Source organism: Micromonospora sp. NPDC050495 (genome assembly GCF_040655175.1).
Classification (GTDB): domain Bacteria; phylum Actinomycetota; class Actinomycetes; order Mycobacteriales; family Micromonosporaceae; genus Micromonospora.
On record NZ_JBFAJK010000003.1, the window covers coordinates 76,247 to 93,697 of the forward strand.

Annotated in this window: 23 protein-coding genes and 1 pseudogene; 17 read left to right on the forward strand and 7 right to left on the reverse strand. The window is 71.5% G+C overall.

Going from position 1 to position 17,451, the window contains the following annotated elements; genetic code table 11:
* Both AB0I11_RS05540 and AB0I11_RS05545 read left to right on the forward strand, forming a co-directional pair.
* Positions 1–1,911 (forward strand): fumarate reductase/succinate dehydrogenase flavoprotein subunit, encoded by a 1,911-nt coding sequence (locus AB0I11_RS05540; protein ID WP_357313903.1) that lies wholly within the window; start codon positions 1–3, stop codon positions 1,909–1,911.
* Between the two features lie 3 nt (positions 1,912–1,914).
* On the forward strand, positions 1,915–3,018 hold the full coding sequence (locus AB0I11_RS05545) for a succinate dehydrogenase/fumarate reductase iron-sulfur subunit (protein ID WP_357313907.1): 1,104 nt from the start codon (positions 1,915–1,917) through the stop codon (positions 3,016–3,018).
* An 82-nt stretch (positions 3,019–3,100) separates the two neighbouring features.
* On the opposite strand, the gene AB0I11_RS05550 is transcribed toward AB0I11_RS05545, so the two are convergent.
* Positions 3,101–3,541, reverse strand: a complete 441-nt coding sequence (locus AB0I11_RS05550) for a (deoxy)nucleoside triphosphate pyrophosphohydrolase (protein WP_357313910.1) — start codon at positions 3,539–3,541, stop codon at positions 3,101–3,103.
* 184 nt (positions 3,542–3,725) lie between these two features.
* Between AB0I11_RS05550 and AB0I11_RS05555 the strand changes: the two genes are divergently transcribed.
* The 3 genes from AB0I11_RS05555 to AB0I11_RS05565 all read left to right on the forward strand — a co-directional run bounded on the left by AB0I11_RS05555 (position 3,726) and on the right by AB0I11_RS05565 (position 5,291).
* On the forward strand, positions 3,726–4,034 hold the full coding sequence (locus AB0I11_RS05555) for a 4a-hydroxytetrahydrobiopterin dehydratase (RefSeq protein ID WP_357313914.1): 309 nt from the start codon (positions 3,726–3,728) through the stop codon (positions 4,032–4,034).
* A 119-nt stretch (positions 4,035–4,153) separates the two neighbouring features.
* Complete coding sequence (locus AB0I11_RS05560) at positions 4,154–4,861, forward strand: ElyC/SanA/YdcF family protein (RefSeq protein ID WP_357313917.1); 708 nt, start codon at positions 4,154–4,156, stop codon at positions 4,859–4,861.
* A 61-nt stretch (positions 4,862–4,922) separates the two neighbouring features.
* Positions 4,923–5,291, forward strand: coding sequence for a hypothetical protein (locus AB0I11_RS05565; protein ID WP_357313921.1), 369 nt, complete (start codon positions 4,923–4,925; stop codon positions 5,289–5,291).
* A gap of 139 nt (positions 5,292–5,430) precedes the next feature.
* Here AB0I11_RS05565 and AB0I11_RS05570 read toward each other — a convergent pair whose 3' ends face one another.
* Positions 5,431–5,649 (reverse strand): hypothetical protein, encoded by a 219-nt coding sequence (locus tag AB0I11_RS05570; RefSeq protein ID WP_357313924.1) that lies wholly within the window; start codon positions 5,647–5,649, stop codon positions 5,431–5,433.
* Positions 5,650–5,841: 192 nt separating this feature from the next.
* Here AB0I11_RS05570 and AB0I11_RS05575 point away from each other — a divergent pair, with 192 nt between their 5' ends.
* The 4 genes and pseudogenes from AB0I11_RS05575 to AB0I11_RS05590 all read left to right on the forward strand — a co-directional run bounded on the left by AB0I11_RS05575 (position 5,842) and on the right by AB0I11_RS05590 (position 8,789).
* Entirely contained in the window at positions 5,842–6,582 is a 741-nt protein-coding gene (locus AB0I11_RS05575; RefSeq protein ID WP_357313927.1) for a glyoxalase, read from the forward strand.
* Positions 6,583–6,863: 281 nt separating this feature from the next.
* Positions 6,864–7,223 (forward strand): GntR family transcriptional regulator, encoded by a 360-nt coding sequence (locus tag AB0I11_RS05580; protein ID WP_357313932.1) that lies wholly within the window; start codon positions 6,864–6,866, stop codon positions 7,221–7,223.
* Positions 7,220–7,624, forward strand: a pseudogene (locus AB0I11_RS05585) (ATP-binding cassette domain-containing protein); the annotation flags it as partial. The gene AB0I11_RS05580 and the pseudogene AB0I11_RS05585, both read left to right, overlap by 4 nt.
* Positions 7,625–8,093: 469 nt before the next feature.
* The gene (locus AB0I11_RS05590) at positions 8,094–8,789 is read left to right on the forward strand and encodes an ABC transporter permease (protein ID WP_357313935.1); all 696 of its coding nucleotides are present in this window, start codon (positions 8,094–8,096) and stop codon (positions 8,787–8,789) included.
* Positions 8,790–8,884: 95 nt separating this feature from the next.
* Here the strand turns inward: AB0I11_RS05590 and pyrE are convergent, their stop codons facing one another.
* On the reverse strand, positions 8,885–9,424 hold the full coding sequence (pyrE, locus tag AB0I11_RS05595) for an orotate phosphoribosyltransferase (RefSeq protein ID WP_357313938.1): 540 nt from the start codon (positions 9,422–9,424) through the stop codon (positions 8,885–8,887).
* Between the two features lie 224 nt (positions 9,425–9,648).
* Between pyrE and AB0I11_RS05600 the strand changes: the two genes are divergently transcribed.
* From AB0I11_RS05600 to AB0I11_RS05630, 7 genes are all read left to right on the forward strand, one after another.
* Positions 9,649–10,338 (forward strand): sulfotransferase domain-containing protein, encoded by a 690-nt coding sequence (locus AB0I11_RS05600; RefSeq protein WP_357313942.1) that lies wholly within the window; start codon positions 9,649–9,651, stop codon positions 10,336–10,338.
* A 352-nt stretch (positions 10,339–10,690) separates the two neighbouring features.
* On the forward strand, positions 10,691–11,083 hold the full coding sequence (locus AB0I11_RS05605; RefSeq protein ID WP_357313946.1) for a YbaB/EbfC family nucleoid-associated protein: 393 nt from the start codon (positions 10,691–10,693) through the stop codon (positions 11,081–11,083).
* The gene (locus AB0I11_RS05610) at positions 11,083–11,397 is read left to right on the forward strand and encodes a type VII secretion target (RefSeq protein WP_357313950.1); all 315 of its coding nucleotides are present in this window, start codon (positions 11,083–11,085) and stop codon (positions 11,395–11,397) included. Before AB0I11_RS05605 ends, AB0I11_RS05610 begins: the two co-directional genes overlap by 1 nt.
* A 15-nt stretch (positions 11,398–11,412) precedes the next feature.
* Positions 11,413–12,138, forward strand: a complete 726-nt coding sequence (locus AB0I11_RS05615) for a hypothetical protein (protein WP_357313955.1) — start codon at positions 11,413–11,415, stop codon at positions 12,136–12,138.
* 10 nt (positions 12,139–12,148) lie between these two features.
* Positions 12,149–12,778, forward strand: a complete 630-nt coding sequence (locus AB0I11_RS05620; protein ID WP_357313959.1) for an EndoU domain-containing protein — start codon at positions 12,149–12,151, stop codon at positions 12,776–12,778.
* Between the two features lie 22 nt (positions 12,779–12,800).
* Positions 12,801–13,058, forward strand: a complete 258-nt coding sequence (locus AB0I11_RS05625) for a hypothetical protein (RefSeq protein ID WP_357313962.1) — start codon at positions 12,801–12,803, stop codon at positions 13,056–13,058.
* A 38-nt stretch (positions 13,059–13,096) separates the two neighbouring features.
* Complete coding sequence (locus AB0I11_RS05630) at positions 13,097–13,264, forward strand: GntR family transcriptional regulator (protein WP_357313967.1); 168 nt, start codon at positions 13,097–13,099, stop codon at positions 13,262–13,264.
* Here the strand turns inward: AB0I11_RS05630 and ychF are convergent.
* The 3 genes from ychF to AB0I11_RS05645 all read right to left on the reverse strand — a co-directional run bounded on the left by ychF (position 13,254) and on the right by AB0I11_RS05645 (position 15,757).
* Positions 13,254–14,339, reverse strand: a complete 1,086-nt coding sequence (gene ychF, locus AB0I11_RS05635) for a redox-regulated ATPase YchF (protein ID WP_357313971.1) — start codon at positions 14,337–14,339, stop codon at positions 13,254–13,256. The two genes, AB0I11_RS05630 and ychF, sit on opposite strands and share 11 nt — an antisense overlap.
* Positions 14,340–14,469: 130 nt before the next feature.
* A complete protein-coding gene (locus tag AB0I11_RS05640; protein WP_357313975.1) occupies positions 14,470–15,213 on the reverse strand; it encodes a peptidase E in 744 nt (247 codons plus the stop codon).
* Between the two features lie 31 nt (positions 15,214–15,244).
* On the reverse strand, positions 15,245–15,757 hold the full coding sequence (locus tag AB0I11_RS05645) for a MarR family transcriptional regulator (RefSeq protein WP_357313979.1): 513 nt from the start codon (positions 15,755–15,757) through the stop codon (positions 15,245–15,247).
* A 91-nt stretch (positions 15,758–15,848) separates the two neighbouring features.
* Between AB0I11_RS05645 and AB0I11_RS05650 the strand changes: the two genes are divergently transcribed.
* Positions 15,849–16,892 carry an EamA family transporter gene (locus AB0I11_RS05650; protein WP_357313982.1) on the forward strand — a complete coding sequence of 348 codons (1,044 nt, stop codon included), beginning with the start codon at positions 15,849–15,851 and terminating at the stop codon, positions 16,890–16,892.
* Here the strand turns inward: AB0I11_RS05650 and AB0I11_RS05655 are convergent.
* A complete protein-coding gene (locus AB0I11_RS05655; RefSeq protein ID WP_357313985.1) occupies positions 16,824–17,279 on the reverse strand; it encodes a hypothetical protein in 456 nt (151 codons plus the stop codon). The genes AB0I11_RS05650 and AB0I11_RS05655 overlap by 69 nt on opposite strands.
* Positions 17,280–17,451 lie beyond the last annotated feature (172 nt).

Consider the following 17,451-nt stretch of genomic DNA (forward strand, 5'->3'; position numbering starts at 1 on the left):
ATGACTGAGACGCGAATCGAACGACACCACTACGACGTCGTCGTGATCGGGGCCGGCGGGGCCGGCCTGCGCGCGGCGATCGAGGCCCGGCTGGCCGGCAAGAAGACCGCGATCATCTCGAAGTCGCTCTTCGGCAAGGCGCACACGGTGATGGCCGAGGGCGGCGCGGCGGCCGCGATGGGCAATGTGAACGCCCGGGACAACTGGCAGGTGCACTTCCGGGACACCATGCGCGGCGGCAAGTTCCTCAACAACTTCCGGATGGCGGAGCTGCACGCGAAGGAGGCCCCGCAGCGGATCTGGGAGCTGGAGACGTACGGCGCGCTCTTCGACCGCACCAAGGACGGGAAGATCTCCCAGCGCAACTTCGGCGGCCACGAGTACCCCCGGCTCGCGCACGTCGGCGACCGGACCGGTCTGGAGCTGATCCGCACCCTCCAGCAGAAGATCGTCTCCCTGCAGCAGGAGGACAAGCGGGAGCACGGCGACTACGAGGCCCGGATCAAGGTCTTCGCCGAGACCACCATCACCGAGCTGCTGCTCGACGGCGACCGGGTCGCCGGCGCGTTCGGCTACTACCGGGAGTCCGGCGAGTTCGTCCTCTTCGAGGCGCCGGCCGTGGTGCTGGCCACCGGCGGCGTCGGCCGCTCCTACAAGGTCACCTCGAACTCCTGGGAGTACACCGGCGACGGTCACGCGCTGGCGCTGCGCGCCGGGGCGACCCTGATCAACATGGAGTTCCTCCAGTTCCACCCGACCGGCATGGTCTGGCCGCCCTCGGTGAAGGGCATCCTGGTCACCGAGTCGGTCCGCGGCGACGGCGGGGTGCTGAAGAACTCCGAGGGCAAGCGGTTCATGTTCAACTACGTCCCGGACGTCTTCCGCAAGCAGTACGCGGACAATGAGGCCGAGGCGGACCGCTGGTACAAGGACCCGGACAACAACCGGCGCCCGCCGGAGCTGCTCCCCCGCGACGAGGTCGCCCGGGCGATCAACAGCGAGGTCAAGGAGGGTCGGGGTACGCCGGCCGGCGGCGTCTACCTGGACATCGCCTCCCGGCTGCCGGCCGAGGAGATCCGGCGCCGGCTGCCGTCGATGTACCACCAGTTCAAGGAACTGGCCGACGTCGACATCACCAAGGAGCCGATGGAGGTCGGCCCGACCTGCCACTACGTCATGGGTGGCGTCGAGGTGGACCCGGACTCCGGTGCCGCGTACGGCACCGTGCGCGGGCTCTTCGCCGCCGGTGAGGTCTCCGGTGGCATGCACGGCTCGAACCGGCTCGGCGGCAACTCCCTGTCGGACCTGCTGGTCTTCGGCAAGCGGGCCGGCGGGCACGCCGCCTCGTACGCCGACCAGCTCACCGCGCGCCCCAAGGTGGCGGTGGCGGCCGTGGAGGCCGCGGTGGAGACGGCGCTGGCGCCCCTGCAGCGGGACACCGGGGAGAGCCCGTACACCCTGCAGCAGGACCTCCAGGCCGTGATGGGTGATCTGGTCGGCATCATCCGCCGGGAGGGCGAACTGGTCGACGCGCTGGCCCGACTGGCGGAGCTGCGCGAGCGGGTGGCCAAGGTGAGCGCGGCCGGCGGCCGGCGCTACAACCCGGGCTGGCACCTGGCGCTGGACCTGCGCAACATGCTGGTGGTCTCGGAGTGCACCGCGAAGGCCGCCCTGGAGCGGCAGGAGTCGCGCGGCGGGCACACCCGGGAGGACCACCCCGGCATGGACCCGAAGTGGCGGCGGGTGAACCTGGTCTGCGCGCTGGACGGCGACGTCGTGCGGCTGACCCAGAAGCCGCTGCCGGCGATGCGACCCGAGCTGATCTCGCTGTTCGACCGCGCCGAGCTGGCCAAGTACCTGACTGACGAGGAACTCGTCGAGTTCGACGCCCTCGCCGAGGAGGAGCGCTGAGGAATGGGCACTGAACCGAAGCAGGCGACCGGCAAGCCGGGCGCGAAGCGACAGTTCCGCATCTGGCGGGGCGACGAGACCGGCGGCGACCTCCAGGACTACCAGGTCGAGGTCAACGAGGGCGAGGTCGTCCTCGACGTGATCCACCGCCTCCAGGCCACCGACGCGCCGGACCTGGCCTGCCGGTGGAACTGCAAGGCCGGCAAGTGCGGCTCCTGCTCCATGGAGATCAACGGCAAGCCGCGGCTGAGCTGCATGACCCGGATGTCGACGTTCGACGAGGCGGAGACCGTCACGGTCACCCCGCTGCGCACCTTCCCGGTGATCCGGGACCTGGTCACCGACGTCTCGTTCAACTACGAGAAGGCCCGGGAGACGCCGGCGTTCGCGCCGCCGGCCGACGTCGCGCCCGGTGACTACCGGATGCAGCAGGTGGACGTCGAGCGCTCGCAGGAGTTCCGCAAGTGCATCGAGTGCTTCCTCTGCCAGAACGTCTGCCACGTGATCCGGGACCACGAGGAGAACAAGCCGGCCTTCTCCGGACCGCGGTTCTTCATCCGGGCCGCCGAGCTGGACATGCACCCGCTCGACGCGCGGACCGACCGCAAGGAGTACGCGCAGGCCGAAATGGGGCTCGGCTTCTGCAACATCACCAAGTGCTGCACCGAGGTCTGCCCCGAACACATCAAGATCACCGACAACGGGATCATCCCCATGAAGGAACGCGTCGTCGACCGCAGGTACGATCCCCTCGTGTGGCTTGGTAGCAAGATCTTCCGGAGGGGTCAGGTGCCTCAGACCAGCGTGACCAGCGGGCATTCCAGCGGTGCCGTGACCGGCGACCCCACCCACGGCGGGCTGCACTCGCACGCGGGCGGTTCGCACGACGCGCAGGCCGAGCGCGAGGCGCAGCAGGGCGTCAACTGGCACCGCGAGGTGCCGCACCCGACCGCCCCGGCGGTCGACGTCAACGGCAAGCTGCCGCTGACCGAGCTGACCTTCGACCGGGCGGCGGCCCCGTCGCCGTTCGGCGACGACGTCACCTTCCCGCTGCCGCCCGAGCACCTCAACTTCGCCCACCCGCAGCAGGACGAGCCGAAGCACTGAGCAGCACACCTACCATGACGGGGGCCGCGGCGGATGCCGCCGGCCCCCGTCGCTTTTCCGCCCCCGTTTCCGGTTTCCCGGCTCAGCCGTTGGTGAGCAGGGGACGCAGCGCGGCGACCACCGGCTCGTCGGCGGGGAGCCAGTCGACGGTGTCGAGTTCGCCGGCGGAGAGCCAACGCAGGTCGGAGTGCTCCAGGGCCTCCGGCTGGTCACCATGGAGGAGGCGAGCCACGTACACCCGCAGCACGGAGCGGCCGTGGGCCATCCGTACGTCGCGGCCGACCCGGGCGCCGATCTCGACGCGGACGCCGAGCTCCTCGGCGCACTCGCGGGCCAGCGCGGCGGTCTCCGCCTCCCCGGGCTCCACCTTGCCGCCCGGGAACTCCCAGCGGCCGGCGACCTCGGGCGGCGCGGCACGCGCGCACGCCAACACCCTGCCGTCGGAGATGATCGCCGCCCCGACCACGACCCTCGGCTCACGCCGGTCGGCCTGCCGGCCACCGCTAACCCGTTCGGTCCGCACGGCCGTCCAGCGTGCCAGATCAATCGGCGGTTTGGGTAGCTGACGCCGCCGTCAGGCCAACAGAACACGGAAGTGTGGGCGTGGACACGCCACCGGGGCGGCGACAGACTAGAGGGCGTCGACGAGGACACGGGATGGCGACGATTTGGCCACAAGCCGGCAACGACGCCTGGGAGGTGCGGTGATGCGCGTGCTGTTCAACAGCCGCCAGAAGCATGACTACCTCAACGACGCCCTCGCCCTGCTGTCCGGGTGGACCCGTGAGGGTGAGCAGATCCGCCGGACGCTCGCCCTGGACGACACCCAGCACGCCGCGCTGACCGAGCGGGTCGCGGTGGTCGCCGACGCGCTGCGCCTGCGCCCCGAGATCAGCCGCCGCGCCGGCCGTACCCAGATCAGGGTGGGCCACGGCGACGGCGACCCGCTCACCGAGGGCGAGGTCCTCCTCGCCGCCCGGATCGAGGACGCGGTCCGGGCCGTGACCGCGCCGTGAGCCGTCCCGCACCCATCCCCGCCGACGGTGCGGGCTAGCCGGCGAGCCTCGCGCGGGCAGCGTCCCGGAGCGGGTCCGCGGGACGTCGCGGTCGGCACGAGCCGGGGATAATCCCTCGCATGCGGAAGCGGTTGGCGGTCGTCAGGCGGTGGTGCCGGCGGCACCAGCGGGGTCTACGCCGCGTGCTCGTCGCCGCCGTGGTCGGCGTGGCGCTGCTCGCCGCCGCCACGGTGGCCAGCGTGGCCTGGGTCCGCACCGGCGCCGACGGGCACGTCTTCGCCGAGGCCGACGTGCCGGCGGCGCCGGTCGCCCTGGTGCTCGGTGCCCAGGTGAACCCGGACGGCACGCCCTCGCCGTTCCTCGCCGCCCGGCTGGCCATCGCGCAGCGGCTCCTCGCCGCCGGCAAGGTCCGGGCCATCCTGGTCTCCGGCGACCACATGAACGTCGACTACGACGAGCCCGACGCGATGCGGCACTGGCTGGTCGAGCGGGGCGTGCCGGACTGGAAGGTGGTGCTGGACCACGCCGGGTTCGACACGTACGACTCGTGCGCCCGGGCCCGGCGGATCTTCGGGGTACGCCGGGCGATCGTGGTCACCCAGTCCTACCACCTGCCCCGGGCCGTCACGCTCTGCCGGCACCTCGGCATCGAGGCCGACGGGGTCGGCGACGACACCGTCCGCCGGTACGCCCGCCCGTGGCGGATCAGCGCCACCCGGGAGTACGGCGCCTGCGTGAAGGCGGCGGTGGACGCGCTCTCCGGGCGCGACCCGGTCCACCTCGGACGGCACGAGACCGGCGTGGAGGACGCGCTGCGCGCCGGCTGAGCGGCCCGCCCGGGCCGCCGCTGGCTGGCTCGGCCCTGCCGGCCGGCAGTAGGGTCGGTCCGTGGTGAAACTGGCCGGGGACACGCTGACGGCGGTCGGGCGGATGACCGTCGCGGCGACCGAGTTGGAGCACACGCTGGCCGCGATCGGCGCCGGCCCGGACGCCACCGCCGAGGCGGTCTTCGCGCAGCCTGGGGCGGCGCTGCGGGCCGCCCGTGCGGCCGCCGGAAGGGTGCCACCGGCGGACCGTCAGGAGTACGTCGGTGCGGTCGAGGGTGCCGGCACCCAGCTCGCGGTGAGCCAGGCCGCCCTGCGGGCCATGTGGCGGCCGGGCGCGCGGACCGACGCGGCGATGTTCGACGAGATCACCGTGATGCTGCTCCGCTGCCGGGACGTCCTGCACCGGTTGGCCCGGTCGGACGCGGCCTGACCGCATGGCCGCGGCGAGCGGGCCTGACCGCATGAACCGGTCGGGTACGGCCGGACGGCCCGCCGTGGGGCGGGCTGGTGGCCGAGCGGGGTAGCGACCAGCGGGACCGGACGTTGGCCCGGTCCGCCGGTCGGGGTGGTCAGCGGGTCAGCTCGCGCCAGCCCGGGTTGGCCCCGCGCCAGGCCCCGGCGAGGATGCTCGCCGAGGTACGGCTGGTGCACTCGAGCACCTTGGAGCGGCCCTGTGCGCCACCGATCTGTGCCTGCACTTCCCAGCGCTGACCATCGGTGCGGATGTAGACGTCACGACGTCCCCGTGGGGACGCGTCCCCGTTCCACCAGTGTTCCTCGACGATCACATGTCGACCGTAGCAGCAGACACGCCCGGGGCCGATACCCGTGACCGCCCCGGATGAGCCCTGACCGGCACCTCGGCGGCGACCCGGCCCAGCCCGTCACGCACGGTAGCCGGCCGACTGCTGGTATGTGCGCGCCGGCCGCGGATTTGGCAGACTGCTGGCTCCGCCCGGCCGCCGACGGAGGTGCTGACGATGCTCGACGAGACGGTGCGGCCCAACGAAACCGCCATCCCACTGCTGCCCTGCGTGGCACCCGAGGAGACGCTGGCCTTCTGGCGCGCGTTGGGCTTCACGGTGACCTACGAACAGACCAGGCCCTACCTGTACCTGGCGTTCCGGTGGCGCGGACTCGACCTGCACTACGGGCGCGGGTCCGGCGGTCCCGACCGCGCGGAGATCACCGGCGGGTGCCTGGTCATGGTCGACACGGTGGCGCCGTACCACGCGGCGTTCACCGAGGCGATGCGCCGCACCTACGGGAAGGTGCTCGCCAAGGGGCAGCCCCGGATCACCCGGTACCGGCCCGGCGCCTCACGGTTCACCGTCACGGACCCGTCGGGGAACTCCATCATCTTCATCCAGCGGGACGAACCGACCGAGGTCGAGTACGGCGGCGCCAAGCGGCTGGACGGGCTGGCCCGGGTGCTGGACAACGCGCGGATCCTGCGCGAGTTCAAGAACGACGACCGGGCCGCCTTCCGGGCCCTCAACTCCGGGCTGCGCCGGCACGGCGACGGCGCACCGGCCGTGCAGCAGGCGGTGGCGCTGGCCCTGCTCATCGAGCTGTCGACGGCGCTGGACGAGCTGGATCGGGTGCCGGAGTGGGGCGGCCGGCTCCGGCAACTCAACCTGACCGGTCCGGAGCGGCGTGAGGTCGAGTCCGCCGTCGCCGACCCGACGCCGATCGAGCCCTGGCTGCCCGCGACGGCCTGACCCGGCCGGCCGCCGCGTGGCGGCGGCGCTGACCCCTGCCGCACCAGAGCACGACGACCGGCCGGGCCGGCGGCCGCGCTGACCACCTGCCGCACCAGAGCACGACGAACGACCCGGGCCGGGCCGGTGCGCCCGCCGGCGGTCACCCGTCGCAGTCGAACCTGTCCTGAGCGAGGTACTCCCCTGCGCTCCATCGGGCCCCGAGCCTCCTCGACGGCACTTGACGCCCGAGATCATTGGTGCCATGGTTAGCTACATGAGTAATGAACCAAAGAGCCGGGATGGATGACGATCGGCCGATCTTCGTCCAGATCGCCGAGCTGATCGAAAACTCCATCATCGACGGAACGCTCGCGGAGGAGACCCAGGTGCCGTCCACCAACGAGTTGGCCGCATTTCACCGGATCAATCCGGCGACCGCCGCCAAGGGGATCAACCGCCTGGTCGATGACGGCATTCTCTACAAGCGCCGGGGGATCGGAATGTTCGTGGCAACGGGGGCCAGCGAAACACTTCGGGAACGTCGCCGGCTCGACTTCTCCGACCAGTACGTGCGTCCCCTCATCGAGGAGGCCCGCAAGCTCGGCATCGGCACCGAAGAGCTGAAGAAGCTCATCGAGACATGGGAGGAACAGCGATGAGCGTCGTGGCGGCCGCCGGCCTCACGAAGCGGTTCGGCGACGTTACCGCTCTGAACGACGTCACCTTCACCCTGACCGAAAACAGGATCTACGGACTCCTCGGCCGCAACGGCGCCGGCAAGACCACGCTGATGCAGCTGATCACCGGCCAGAACAGCGTCACCGTCGGCGACCTGACGCTCTTCGGTGAGCGCCCGTTCGAGAACGACCGGGCGCTCACGCAGGTGGTCTTCATCAAGGAGAGCCAGAAGTACCCGGCCGCCTACCAGGTCCGGCACGTGCTGAGCCTGGCCAGCCGCCTCTTTCCCCACTGGGACGAGGACTTCGCACAGTCCCTCGTGGACGAGTTCGAGCTGCCCCGCAAGCGCACTGTGCGCAAGCTGTCCCGCGGCATGACGTCGGCGCTCGGCGTGACGATCGGCCTGGCCGCGCGGGCGCCGCTGACGTTCTTCGACGAGCCGTACCTCGGCCTCGACGCGGTCGCCCGGCAGCTCTTCTACGACCGGCTGCTGGCCGACTACGCCGAGAATCCACGCACGGTCGTCCTCTCCACCCACCTCATCGACGAGGTGGCCGACCTGATCGAGCACGTGCTGCTGCTCGACCACGGCAAGCTGCTGCTCGACGCGCCGAGCGAAGAGCTGCGCGGCCAGGTGATGGAGGCGTCCGGGCCCGCCGAGGCGGTGGACGGGTTCGCGACCGCGCACCGGGCGCTGCACCGCGAGCAGCTCGGCGGCACGGCCCGGACCACGCTGCGCGGGTCGTTCGACAACGCCGAACGGATGCGCGCCAAGAAGCTCGGCATCGATCTCGCGCCGGTGTCGCTCCAGCAGGCCGTCGTGCGCCTGACCGCGGAAGGGACCACCCCCGATGACTCGCATCCTCGACGTCGCCCGGATGCACACGGTGGCCTGGCTCGGCCAACTGGCCTGGCCCTGGGCCATCATGGGCATCTCGCTGGGCACCAACCTGCTGATCTTCGCCTCGATCGACGAGGCGGCGCCGGGCAAGAACACCACCGGCGGCCTGGCCAGCCTCTACATCGTCTGCGCCCTCGTCGCCGCCGCCTCGATCACCCAGGTGTTCCCGTTCGCGCTCGGCATGGGCGTCACCCGGCGCACCTTCTACCTCGCCACCACGCTCGTCAACGTGGTGCAGGCGGTCGCCTACGGCGTCCTGCTCTACCTGCTCAACCTGGTCGAGGGCGCCACCAACGGCTTCGGGATCCAGCTGCGCTTCTTCCGGGTGCCGTACGTCGACGTCTCCAACGGCCTGTTGCAGATCGCCGTCTACGCGGTGCCGTTCCTGTTCCTGAACTTCCTCGCCATCTTCGTGGCCGTCTGGTACGTCCGGTTCGGCACCAACGGCCTGTTCGCCACCGGCGCGGTCGCGATCCTGGTGCTCGGCCTGCTGATCGCGCTGATCACCTGGCAGGGCTGGTACGGCGACATCTGGCAGTGGCTGAGCAGCCAGCACCAGGCCAGCCTGCTGGTGGGCTGGCCCGCCCTGCTGGCCGCGGTGGCCGGGCTCGGGGGGATGGTGGCCATCCGCCGGGCCAACGCCTGACCCTGGCACGTCCGGCGGCCGCCGGCCCCCACCGGGCCGGCGGTCGCCGTGTCACCTGCTCGGGCCGCGGTGGATGCTCGCTGCCGGACGACGTCTCAAGGTGTCGTCCGTCCGTTGGGCGCCCCGAGATCGGCACGGGTGAGGAGCGCGCGCAGGGTGATGCCCTCGGCCGCCAACGCCTCGCTGCCGCCCTCCTGGCGGTCGATCACGCAGACGGCGGCGTCGATCCGCGCACCCAGGTTCCGTAGCTCCCTGGTCGACAGCACCACCTGCCCGCCAGAGGTCACCACGTCTTCGACAACGAGCACCCTCCGCCCGGCCACCGCCGCCCCCTCGGCCAGCCGGGCTGTGCCGTACGGCTTCGCGGCCTTGCGCACGAACGCGCAGGGCAGCCCGGTGTGCCGACCGAGTGCCGTCACCACGGCGATGCCGCCCATCTCCAGGCCGGCCAGCACCTCGGTCCCGGCGGGCACCAGGGCGACCAACTGCTCCGCGAGCGCGTCCAGCAGGGCCGGAGCCGCCTCGAACTGATACTTGTCGAAGTACTCGGTCGCGACCCGTCCGGAGCGCAGGACGAACTCCCCGGTGAGGCGGGACCTGGCATTGACCTGACGCGCGAGATCAGCAAGCTTCACATCAGGAATCCTGGCACGGCGGGAGCACCGGGACGGGACCCTGGCCGGTCGACGTCGGCGCGGTGACCCGTGATGTTCAGCGCCGTGATGACCGGGCCTTCTCGATGAGTGCCAGCGCGTGGCCGACGCTCTCAGCCGCACCATGGGGTCGAGCGTGGGCGGTCGAGGTGGACCGGAACCACACGTTGACGCGGAACCACGACTGCCGCGCCTAGGGTTAGACCATGATCGTTTGGGTGTCCTCGTTTCCACGCTCGGGAAACACGTTCCTCCGCATCCTGCTGCACCGCCTCTACGGTGTACGAACGTCCGTTGTGTACGACGTGGACGGCGTCGCCACACGCTTGGGCGCGGCCCTGGTCGGATTCGAGGAACGGCCGGCAGCGATCCGCGCGATGCGGACTGACGAGCAGGTGCACTTCGTCAAGACGCACAGGCAGCGCGATGACGACGTCGACGAGTCGGACCGGGCCATCTGCCTCGTCCGCGACGGCAGAGACTCCCTGGTCTCATGGGCTCGGCTCAACAGCGAAGGGAAGGACCGCGAATTCGAGACCGAGCTACGAGCAATGATCAACCGGGAGGACATCGTCGGAACCGGGAGTTGGGGACAGAACGTGCTGAGCTGGCTGCTGCCACCGGCACCCCACCGGGCCATGCTCAGGTACGAAGACCTCGTACGCGAGCCGAGAACATCCGTCGAGCGGGTGATCGCGGAACTGCTGTTGCCCGGAATCACGCCCCGGGCCGACGTGGGCATTCCATCGTTCGAGGAATTACACACCATCGACCCAGGGTTTTTTCGACGAGGACAGCGGGGCACGCATCTCGACGAGCTCTCAGACGATCTCCATCGGCTCTTCTGGTCGCGGCCCGACAATCGCGCCGCGATGGCGCTGCTCGGCTACCGCTAGGCCACCAAGGACTTCTTGCCCTCAGGGCGACAATCACGGCGCCGATGCCTGCGGCTCTCTTGGCTGGATCGACACCAACCAGCAGCGTCGGTGCCTTACGGCTCTCGGCCCAGGCACGCGCCTCCGGCGTCAACGCGTCGTCGATCCATACCGCAGGTCGTGAGCCCACATTGCTGGCACGGCCGGCACCTTCTCTCGTGGCTCGAACCGGATCGGAGGACACTGGTCAGCCACGTCGCCTAGCTCCAGATTGACCAGATCACGCCGCATTCGCTCGACAATCTTGGTTTTGCGGGCCGTGGCTACACTGACGCCTCTCAATCCCCTGCTCGGCAACGGAAACGGAGGCGCGATGGGTAATCCGCTGTTGGACGCCGAGGATGCGCGGGAACGCCTGGAGGCATGGCAGGCCAATGCCTCGCGCCGGGCCGCCGACACGCAGGCCGCCGGTGCCGGCTTGCGCGCGCTGCGGGTCACGGCCGCCGACGCCTACGGGACCGTCGAGGTCACCGTCGACTCCACGGGGGCGATGGCCGACGTCCGGCTCTCTGCTCGGGTGCAGCGCCTGAGCCTGGAGCAGACGCAGCAGGCGATCATGGGCGCCTATCGCAACGCGCGGGTCAAGCTCGCCGAGGCCGCCGCCGAGGTCGTGCGGGAGACGGTCGGCGCCGACTCGGCGACCGGCCGGGCCCTGCTGGCCGGATTCCGGACCGCCGACACCGAGGACGAAGAGGGGCGTTACTGATGCACGGAGGGTTCGAGGTCGACATCGAGGCCCTGCGCGCACACGCCACGGCCATGTGGGCCATTCACGACCGCTTCGCCGCCGTCAAGGCCGCGAGCGGCACCATCTTCCAGGCCGACGATGCCTACGGGCAGCTCTGCCAGTTCTTCCCGCCCATCCTGGAGGGACGCCACCGGGACCAGGACAGAGGCGTGGCGATGCTCGCCGAGAACATCGCGCTGCTCGCCGCGGGAATCAAGAAAACCGCCGAGGCCTACCAGCGGGCCGAGGAGTCGACCACCGACGGCTTCAACTCCTTCCACTCCGCGGCCTGAGCCCGGCGTCCTCTCATGAGCAACCCACTGGTCGCCACGATCTCCGACATCCCTTCGACCAGCGCCGCGCACCGCGACGGCTGGACCGGCCTGCCGCTCGCCGACGACTACAAGGGCATCAAGGACGCCATCGACTCCGGCAGCTGGATCGACGGCTCAATCGCGGGCATGGGCGCCGCTCTCGACGTGGCGTCCATCGCCATCGACCCGTTCAGCACGCTCCTGTCGATGGGCATCGAGTGGGCCATCGAGCAGGTCGAGCCACTGAAGCAGGCACTCGACTGGCTCGCCGGTGATCCCGAGACCATCGAGACGCACGCCATGACCTGGGACAACATGGCCAATGAGCTGTTCTCCATCGCCGAGGACCTCAAGGCGCGGCTGGTCGGCGACCTCGACGGATGGCAGGGCGCCGCCGCCGACGCCTACCGCGACATCCTCGCCATCAACATCGACGTCGCCGGGATCTTCGCGGGCACGGCCGCCGGCATAGGTGCCGCGACCCGTGGCGCGGGAACCCTGGTGCAGATCGTGCGGGAGTTCGTGCGCGCCTTCATCGCCGACTGCATCGCCAAGGTCGTGGTGTGGCTGGCCGAGGAGGTCTTCTCTCTCGGCGTCGCCACACCGCTGGTCGCCTCCCAGCTCGCGATCGCCGTCGTCCGCTGGACCGGCCGCATCTTCGGCTGGCTGATGGGCCTGATCACCAGCCTCTCCGCCCTCCGCGCACTCCTCGACGTCTAGGCGGCCCTCGATGCGACAACTCATGGCGGCTCTGCGGACCACCGCCGTCCTGGTGGTCCTGTTCGCTGTGGCGGGCCTCCACAACAAGCACCCCTCAGGCCCCACCCCACCGCACGGCGGTGACGGCGAGGGCCCCAAGCGTCCCAAGTTCAACCCCGGCATGATGCCCAAGCGCGTGGGAGCAGCCCAGCAGCACGGCATCAAACGCGCCGAGGAGGGCCGCCCGAAGGGCGCCGACACATCCGAGCCCGAGGCGCCCAAGAGGACCAACCCCTGGGACGACCCCGAGTTCACCGAGGCCATGTACGACATGCGCCGTTTCGGGCAGATGGGCGACGGGGCGATGGACAAGATCTGGGACGGCGACGGCCTGGGCAATGGCAACCACAAGCCCTCGTCCACCGAGCCCGGCAAGACGCTCTTCCCGCCCGGCACCACCAAGGCGCAGGTCGAGGACTGGTTCAAGAGCATCGCTACCAACCCCGACAGCCGCCCTCAGGCGCGTCCCCACGGCGACGGCTGGCGCGTCACCGGCACCCGCGACGGCATCACCTGCATCGTTATCCTGGACAAGGACGGCAGCATCTCCGGCGGCTTTCCCGTCAGCGGCGAGGGCGTCACCACCAACCCACCGGCCTAGCCACCGAACCCACGGGAGACCCATGGAAGTCAACGATTACTACCGGCGCAGCCGCCGGATCACCGACCAGCTCGCACCCAGGATCAGCCCGAATCACCGGCCGTTCATCCTGACCGCCGCCGGCGCCGGGGCCTGGGACCTGGCGATCACGGAGCTCGTCGGCGCCCTGTCGGAGGAGGACGTCGTGATCACCACGGCGGAGAAGGACGCGCTGCGGGAGCTCGTGGAGTACCTCCGGGAACCTCTGACGTACCTGGCGCAGATCCGGACCTCGGACTGACGGGCGAAGCGTAGACCGGGCCCCTCGAACCCTGCACCGTGTCGACCAGCGGGCGTCCCAGACCTGGCCCGATCTCGGCGAGCGCCCAACGCATCGCCAACGGCGAGTTCCCGCCGGGTGCCAAGCTACCCAGCCGGCGGGAGTTGATCGAGCACTACGGCGTGACCGCTTCTGAGCTGCGGGAACGGGCCGGAGTCAGACGTTGAAGCGGAACTCCACCACGTCGCCGTCCTGCATGACGTAATCCTTGCCCTCGATCCGGACCTTGCCGGCGGCCTTGGCCGCCGCCATCGATCCGGCCTGGACCAGGTCGGCGTAGGAGACCACCTCGGCCTTGATGAAGCCGCGCTGGAAGTCGCTGTGGATGACCCCGGCGGCCTCCGGCGCGGTCGCGCCGACCGGGATGGTCCAGGCCCGCGCCTCCTTGGGGCCGGCCGTCAGGTACGTCTGGAGCCCGAGCGTGCGGAAGCCGACCCGGACCAGCTGGTTCAGGCCGGGCTCGGACTGCCCGATGGACTCCAACAGCTCGCGGGCCTCCTCCTCGGGCAGGTCCACCAGCTCGGATTCGATCTTGGCGTCCATGAACACGGCTTCGGCCGGGGCCACCAGGGCCCGCAGCTCGTCGAGGAACTCGGCGTTGGCCAGCTCGGCCTCGTCGACGTTGAAGACGTACAGGAACGGCTTGGTGGTGAGCAGGTGCAGCTCGCGCAGGTGCTCCAGCTCGATCTTGGCGGCGGCCGCGCCCGTGTACAGGGTGGTGCCGCCGTCCAGGACCTCGACGGCCTTCTTGGCGGCCTCGACGGCGGCGGCCCGGTCCTTGCGGAGCTTGGCCTCCTTCTCCAGCCGGGGCAGCGCCTTCTCCAGCGTCTGGAGGTCGGCGAGGATCAACTCGGTGTTGATCGTCTCGATGTCGTCGGCCGGGGAGACCTTGCCGTCGACGTGCACCACGTTCGGGTCGGAGAAGGCGCGCACCACCTGGCAGATTGCCGAGGCGTCCCGGATGTTCGCCAGGAACGCGTTGCCCCGCCCCTGGCCCTTGGAGGCGCCCCGGACCAGGCCGGCGATGTCGACGAACGACACCGGCGCGGGCAGCACCTTCTGCGAGGAGAAGATCTCGGCGAGCTCGGCCAGCCGCTCGTCGGGGAGCCCGACCACGCCGACGTTCGGCTCGATGGTGGCGAACGGGTAGTTCGCGGCGAGCACGTCGTTCTTGGTCAGCGCGTTGAACAGGGTGCTCTTGCCCACGTTGGGCAGGCCGACGATGCCGATGGTGAGACTCACGACGAGCCAGCTTACGCGGTTCGCCCGCGGTCCCGGGCAGGCAGGTCCACGGCGACCGGGAAAAGGGACCCGGGTCACCGGGAACCCGCCTGCCGGAGCCGGCGCGACCGGCGGGTCCCGGCCGCCGGGTTCAGGCCGGCCGGGTCAGCAGCCGCGGCTCGATCCGGGTCTCCTGGACGCTGCCGTCGTCGGCCCGGCTCACCTCGTACGCGGCCACCCCCTCCCGGTCCGCGACCGCCTCGGCGAGCCGGGTGCCCCGGTAGACGAGCCCGACCCCGTCGTCGGTGCAGTGGCTGGTGGGGAGCGTGCCGTCGCCGACCAGCCGGTGCATCAGCGGTCGGCGCTGCTCCTCGCTGTCGTAGTGCACGCCGTTGCCGTAGGGGAGCCAGCCGAGCCCGTCGGTGAACGCCCGCAGGGTCGGGCCGAAGCTGTCGGTGGCGCCACCCAGGTGCCAGCAGATCGACCCGGCGGAAACCCCGCCCAGCACCACCCCGGCCTGCCAGCACTCGTGCAGGATGTCCGGCAGGCCGTGCACCCGCCAGACCGCGCAGAGGTTGGCCACGCTGCCGCCACCGACCCAGATGATGTCCTGGTCGAGCAGGTGGGCCCGGATGTCGTCGACGTTGGGCATCGGAAAGAGCGCCAGGTGGGAGGCGCGGTAGCGGGTGCCGGCGAACGCGCCGTGGAACAGGGTGAACGAGGTGGGCTGGTCGCCGACCGCCTGGTTCAGGTAGCAGATCTTCGGCGCCTCGCCGGCCTGCGCCAGCTCGGCCATCAGGTCGAAGACCGGTCCGGGCTGGGCGTCCCAGGGGCCCCGGCGGCGGCCGCTGAAGCCCATGCTGGTGGCGACGATGGTGGGTTCGCTGGCGGGCACGGTGGTCCTTCCGGTCGGGGACGGGTCGGGATCATCCTGCCCGATCGGGCCGGTCCGCCTCGGCGGCGGCGAGCAGCGTACGGAGCAGGTCCGCCAGCCGCTGCTGGTCGGCGGCGGGCAGCGCGTCGAGGATCCGCCGCTGCACCTCGAGGCCGGCCTCGACCGACTCCTCGACGACCCGGCGGCCGTCGTCGGTGAGGGTGACCCGCAGGGCGCGCCGGTCGGCGGGGTCGGGGGCGCGCCGGACCAGGCCGGCCCGTTCCAACCGGTCGAGCCGGCCGGTCATCCCGCCGGAGGTGAGCATCAGGGCGGCGGTGAGCGCCTTCGGGGCGAGCGTGTAGGGCGCGCCGGAGCGGCGCAGCGCGGCCAGCACGTCGAACTCACCGCGGCCGATCCCCCAGTTGGCGTACACCCGTTCCTGACCGTCGCCGACCAGCCGGGCCAGCCGGTAGATGCGGCCGAAGACGGCCATCGGCTCGGGCCGCAGCCCGGCCCGCTCCCGCCGCCACTGCTCGACGATCAGGTCCACCTCGTCCGTTGCCACGCAGGGATTGTGCCGCACCTCCCACCTCCCCTTTCGCTCGACACTCGTTAGCTTAGCACTAAGCTACTTGCTGTCGAGGAAAGAGGTCGTCGTGGATCGCCGCTGGACCGACGTCGCGCTCACCGCCGCCGCCCCCGCCACCTGGGGCACCACCTACCTGGTCACCGCGGAGCTGCTGCCGGCCGACCGGCCGCTCTGGTCCGGCGCGCTGCGTGCCCTGCCGGCCGGGCTGCTGCTGCTCGCCCTGACCCGGCGCCGGCCGGCCGGCGACTGGTGGTGGCGGGCCGCGGTGCTCGGCGCGCTGAACATCGGCGCCTTCTTCCCGCTGCTCTTCGTCGCCGCGTACCGGCTGCCCGGCGGCACCGCCGCGGTGCTGGGGGCGGCCCAGCCGCTGCTCGTCGCGGCGCTCGGCGTGGCGGCCCTCGGGGAACGGCCCGGCCGCCGGGCCCTGCTCGCCGCGCTCGCCGCGCCGGCCGGCGTCGCCCTGGTGGTGCTGCGCGGCGGCGCCGGCCTCGACCCGCTCGGCGTCGCAGCCGGCCTCGCCGGCACCGCCGCGATGGCCGCCGGCCTGGTGCTCACCCGCCGCTGGGGACGGCCGGCCGGCGTCGGCATCCTCGCCGCGACGAGCTGGCAGCTCGTCGCCGGCGGTCTCATGATCGTGCCGGTCGCCGCCGCCGTGGAGGGCGCGCCGCCCGCGCCGGACGGGCCCGCCCTGCTCGGGTACGCCTGGCTCGGGCTGGTCGGCACCGCCCTGGCGTACGCGCTCTGGTTCCGGGGCGCGGCCCGGCTGCCGGCCACCCGGGTGTCGGTGCTCGGCGCGCTCAGCCCGCTGACCGCCGCCGCGCTCGGCTGGCTGGTGCTGGGCCAGTCCCTCCGCCCGCTCCAACTCGCCGGATTCCTGGTCGCCGTGGCCGCGATGGTGGCCGGCCAACTGCCCGACCGCCGCACGGCTCCTCCCCCGCTCCCCCGATCCCCGCTGGCCGGGCCGACGCCGGTCGGGCCAGCGCAGGCCGGACCACGGAAGGCGGTGCCGGCGGAACCGTCGCGGACCGGGCGGGGCGGCGGGTCAGCCGGCCAGGAGGCGCGGGAGCTCCGGCACGCCGTCGCCCCACTCGGGCAGGGCGCCGGACGGTAGCTCCGCCGCCGCCGCGCGGGGCAGGATGAACCGGTGCGCGGCGGCCGGGCCGGCGGCGTACGACTGGTCGAGCAGCCAGCGCACCTCGTCCGGGGTCCAGCCCAGGCCGGACCGCCCGGCGATCTGCCGCACCAGCCGCACCCCGACCCGGGTGTCGTCGTCATAGAAGCGCATGCACCAGTGGTGCGCCCACATGCCGAGGGCCCGCAGCCCGGCCGGGTCGAGCGAACGGGCGAGCCGGCCGCACGCGGTCTCGGCGAAGGGCCGCCCCGGATCGTCGGCCCGGTCCCGCTCGATCGCGCCGTATGCCGCCGACGCCACCACCCGCATCCGGTCGTAGAAGCCCTGCACCACCGCGCGGTCCAGCCGTATCCGCCCCGACCGCATCAGCGGGCACCTCGCCCGGCCACGCACGCCATCTCCCCGCACCTTTTCTTGAGTTGGTGGCGGGACGGTACCGGCCACTACCGACATTTTCCGCGCCGGAATCCCTTGCCACGTCTGGGATCCCGCCCCTGACCTGCGACGTCACCGCACCGCCGGCACCCCCGCACCCCGC

Bases quoted from the DNA above. Each gene is read 5' to 3' on its own strand.
- AB0I11_RS05540 (WP_357313903.1), top strand. From the start codon at position 1: ATGACTGAGACGCGAATCGAACGACACCACTACGACGTCGTCGTGATC.
- AB0I11_RS05545 (WP_357313907.1), top strand. From the start codon at position 1,915: ATGGGCACTGAACCGAAGCAGGCGACCGGCAAGCCGGGCGCGAAGCGA.
- AB0I11_RS05555 (WP_357313914.1), top strand. From the start codon at position 3,726: ATGCGCGTGCTGTTCAACAGCCGCCAGAAGCATGACTACCTCAACGAC.
- AB0I11_RS05560 (WP_357313917.1), top strand. From the start codon at position 4,154: ATGCGGAAGCGGTTGGCGGTCGTCAGGCGGTGGTGCCGGCGGCACCAG.
- AB0I11_RS05575 (WP_357313927.1), top strand. From the start codon at position 5,842: ATGCTCGACGAGACGGTGCGGCCCAACGAAACCGCCATCCCACTGCTG.
- AB0I11_RS05580 (WP_357313932.1), top strand. From the start codon at position 6,864: ATGGATGACGATCGGCCGATCTTCGTCCAGATCGCCGAGCTGATCGAA.
- AB0I11_RS05590 (WP_357313935.1), top strand. From the start codon at position 8,094: ATGACTCGCATCCTCGACGTCGCCCGGATGCACACGGTGGCCTGGCTC.
- AB0I11_RS05600 (WP_357313942.1), top strand. From the start codon at position 9,649: ATGATCGTTTGGGTGTCCTCGTTTCCACGCTCGGGAAACACGTTCCTC.
- AB0I11_RS05605 (WP_357313946.1), top strand. From the start codon at position 10,691: ATGGGTAATCCGCTGTTGGACGCCGAGGATGCGCGGGAACGCCTGGAG.
- AB0I11_RS05610 (WP_357313950.1), top strand. From the start codon at position 11,083: ATGCACGGAGGGTTCGAGGTCGACATCGAGGCCCTGCGCGCACACGCC.
- AB0I11_RS05615 (WP_357313955.1), top strand. From the start codon at position 11,413: ATGAGCAACCCACTGGTCGCCACGATCTCCGACATCCCTTCGACCAGC.
- AB0I11_RS05620 (WP_357313959.1), top strand. From the start codon at position 12,149: ATGCGACAACTCATGGCGGCTCTGCGGACCACCGCCGTCCTGGTGGTC.
- AB0I11_RS05625 (WP_357313962.1), top strand. From the start codon at position 12,801: ATGGAAGTCAACGATTACTACCGGCGCAGCCGCCGGATCACCGACCAG.
- AB0I11_RS05655 (WP_357313985.1), bottom strand. From the start codon at position 17,279: ATGCGGTCGGGGCGGATACGGCTGGACCGCGCGGTGGTGCAGGGCTTC.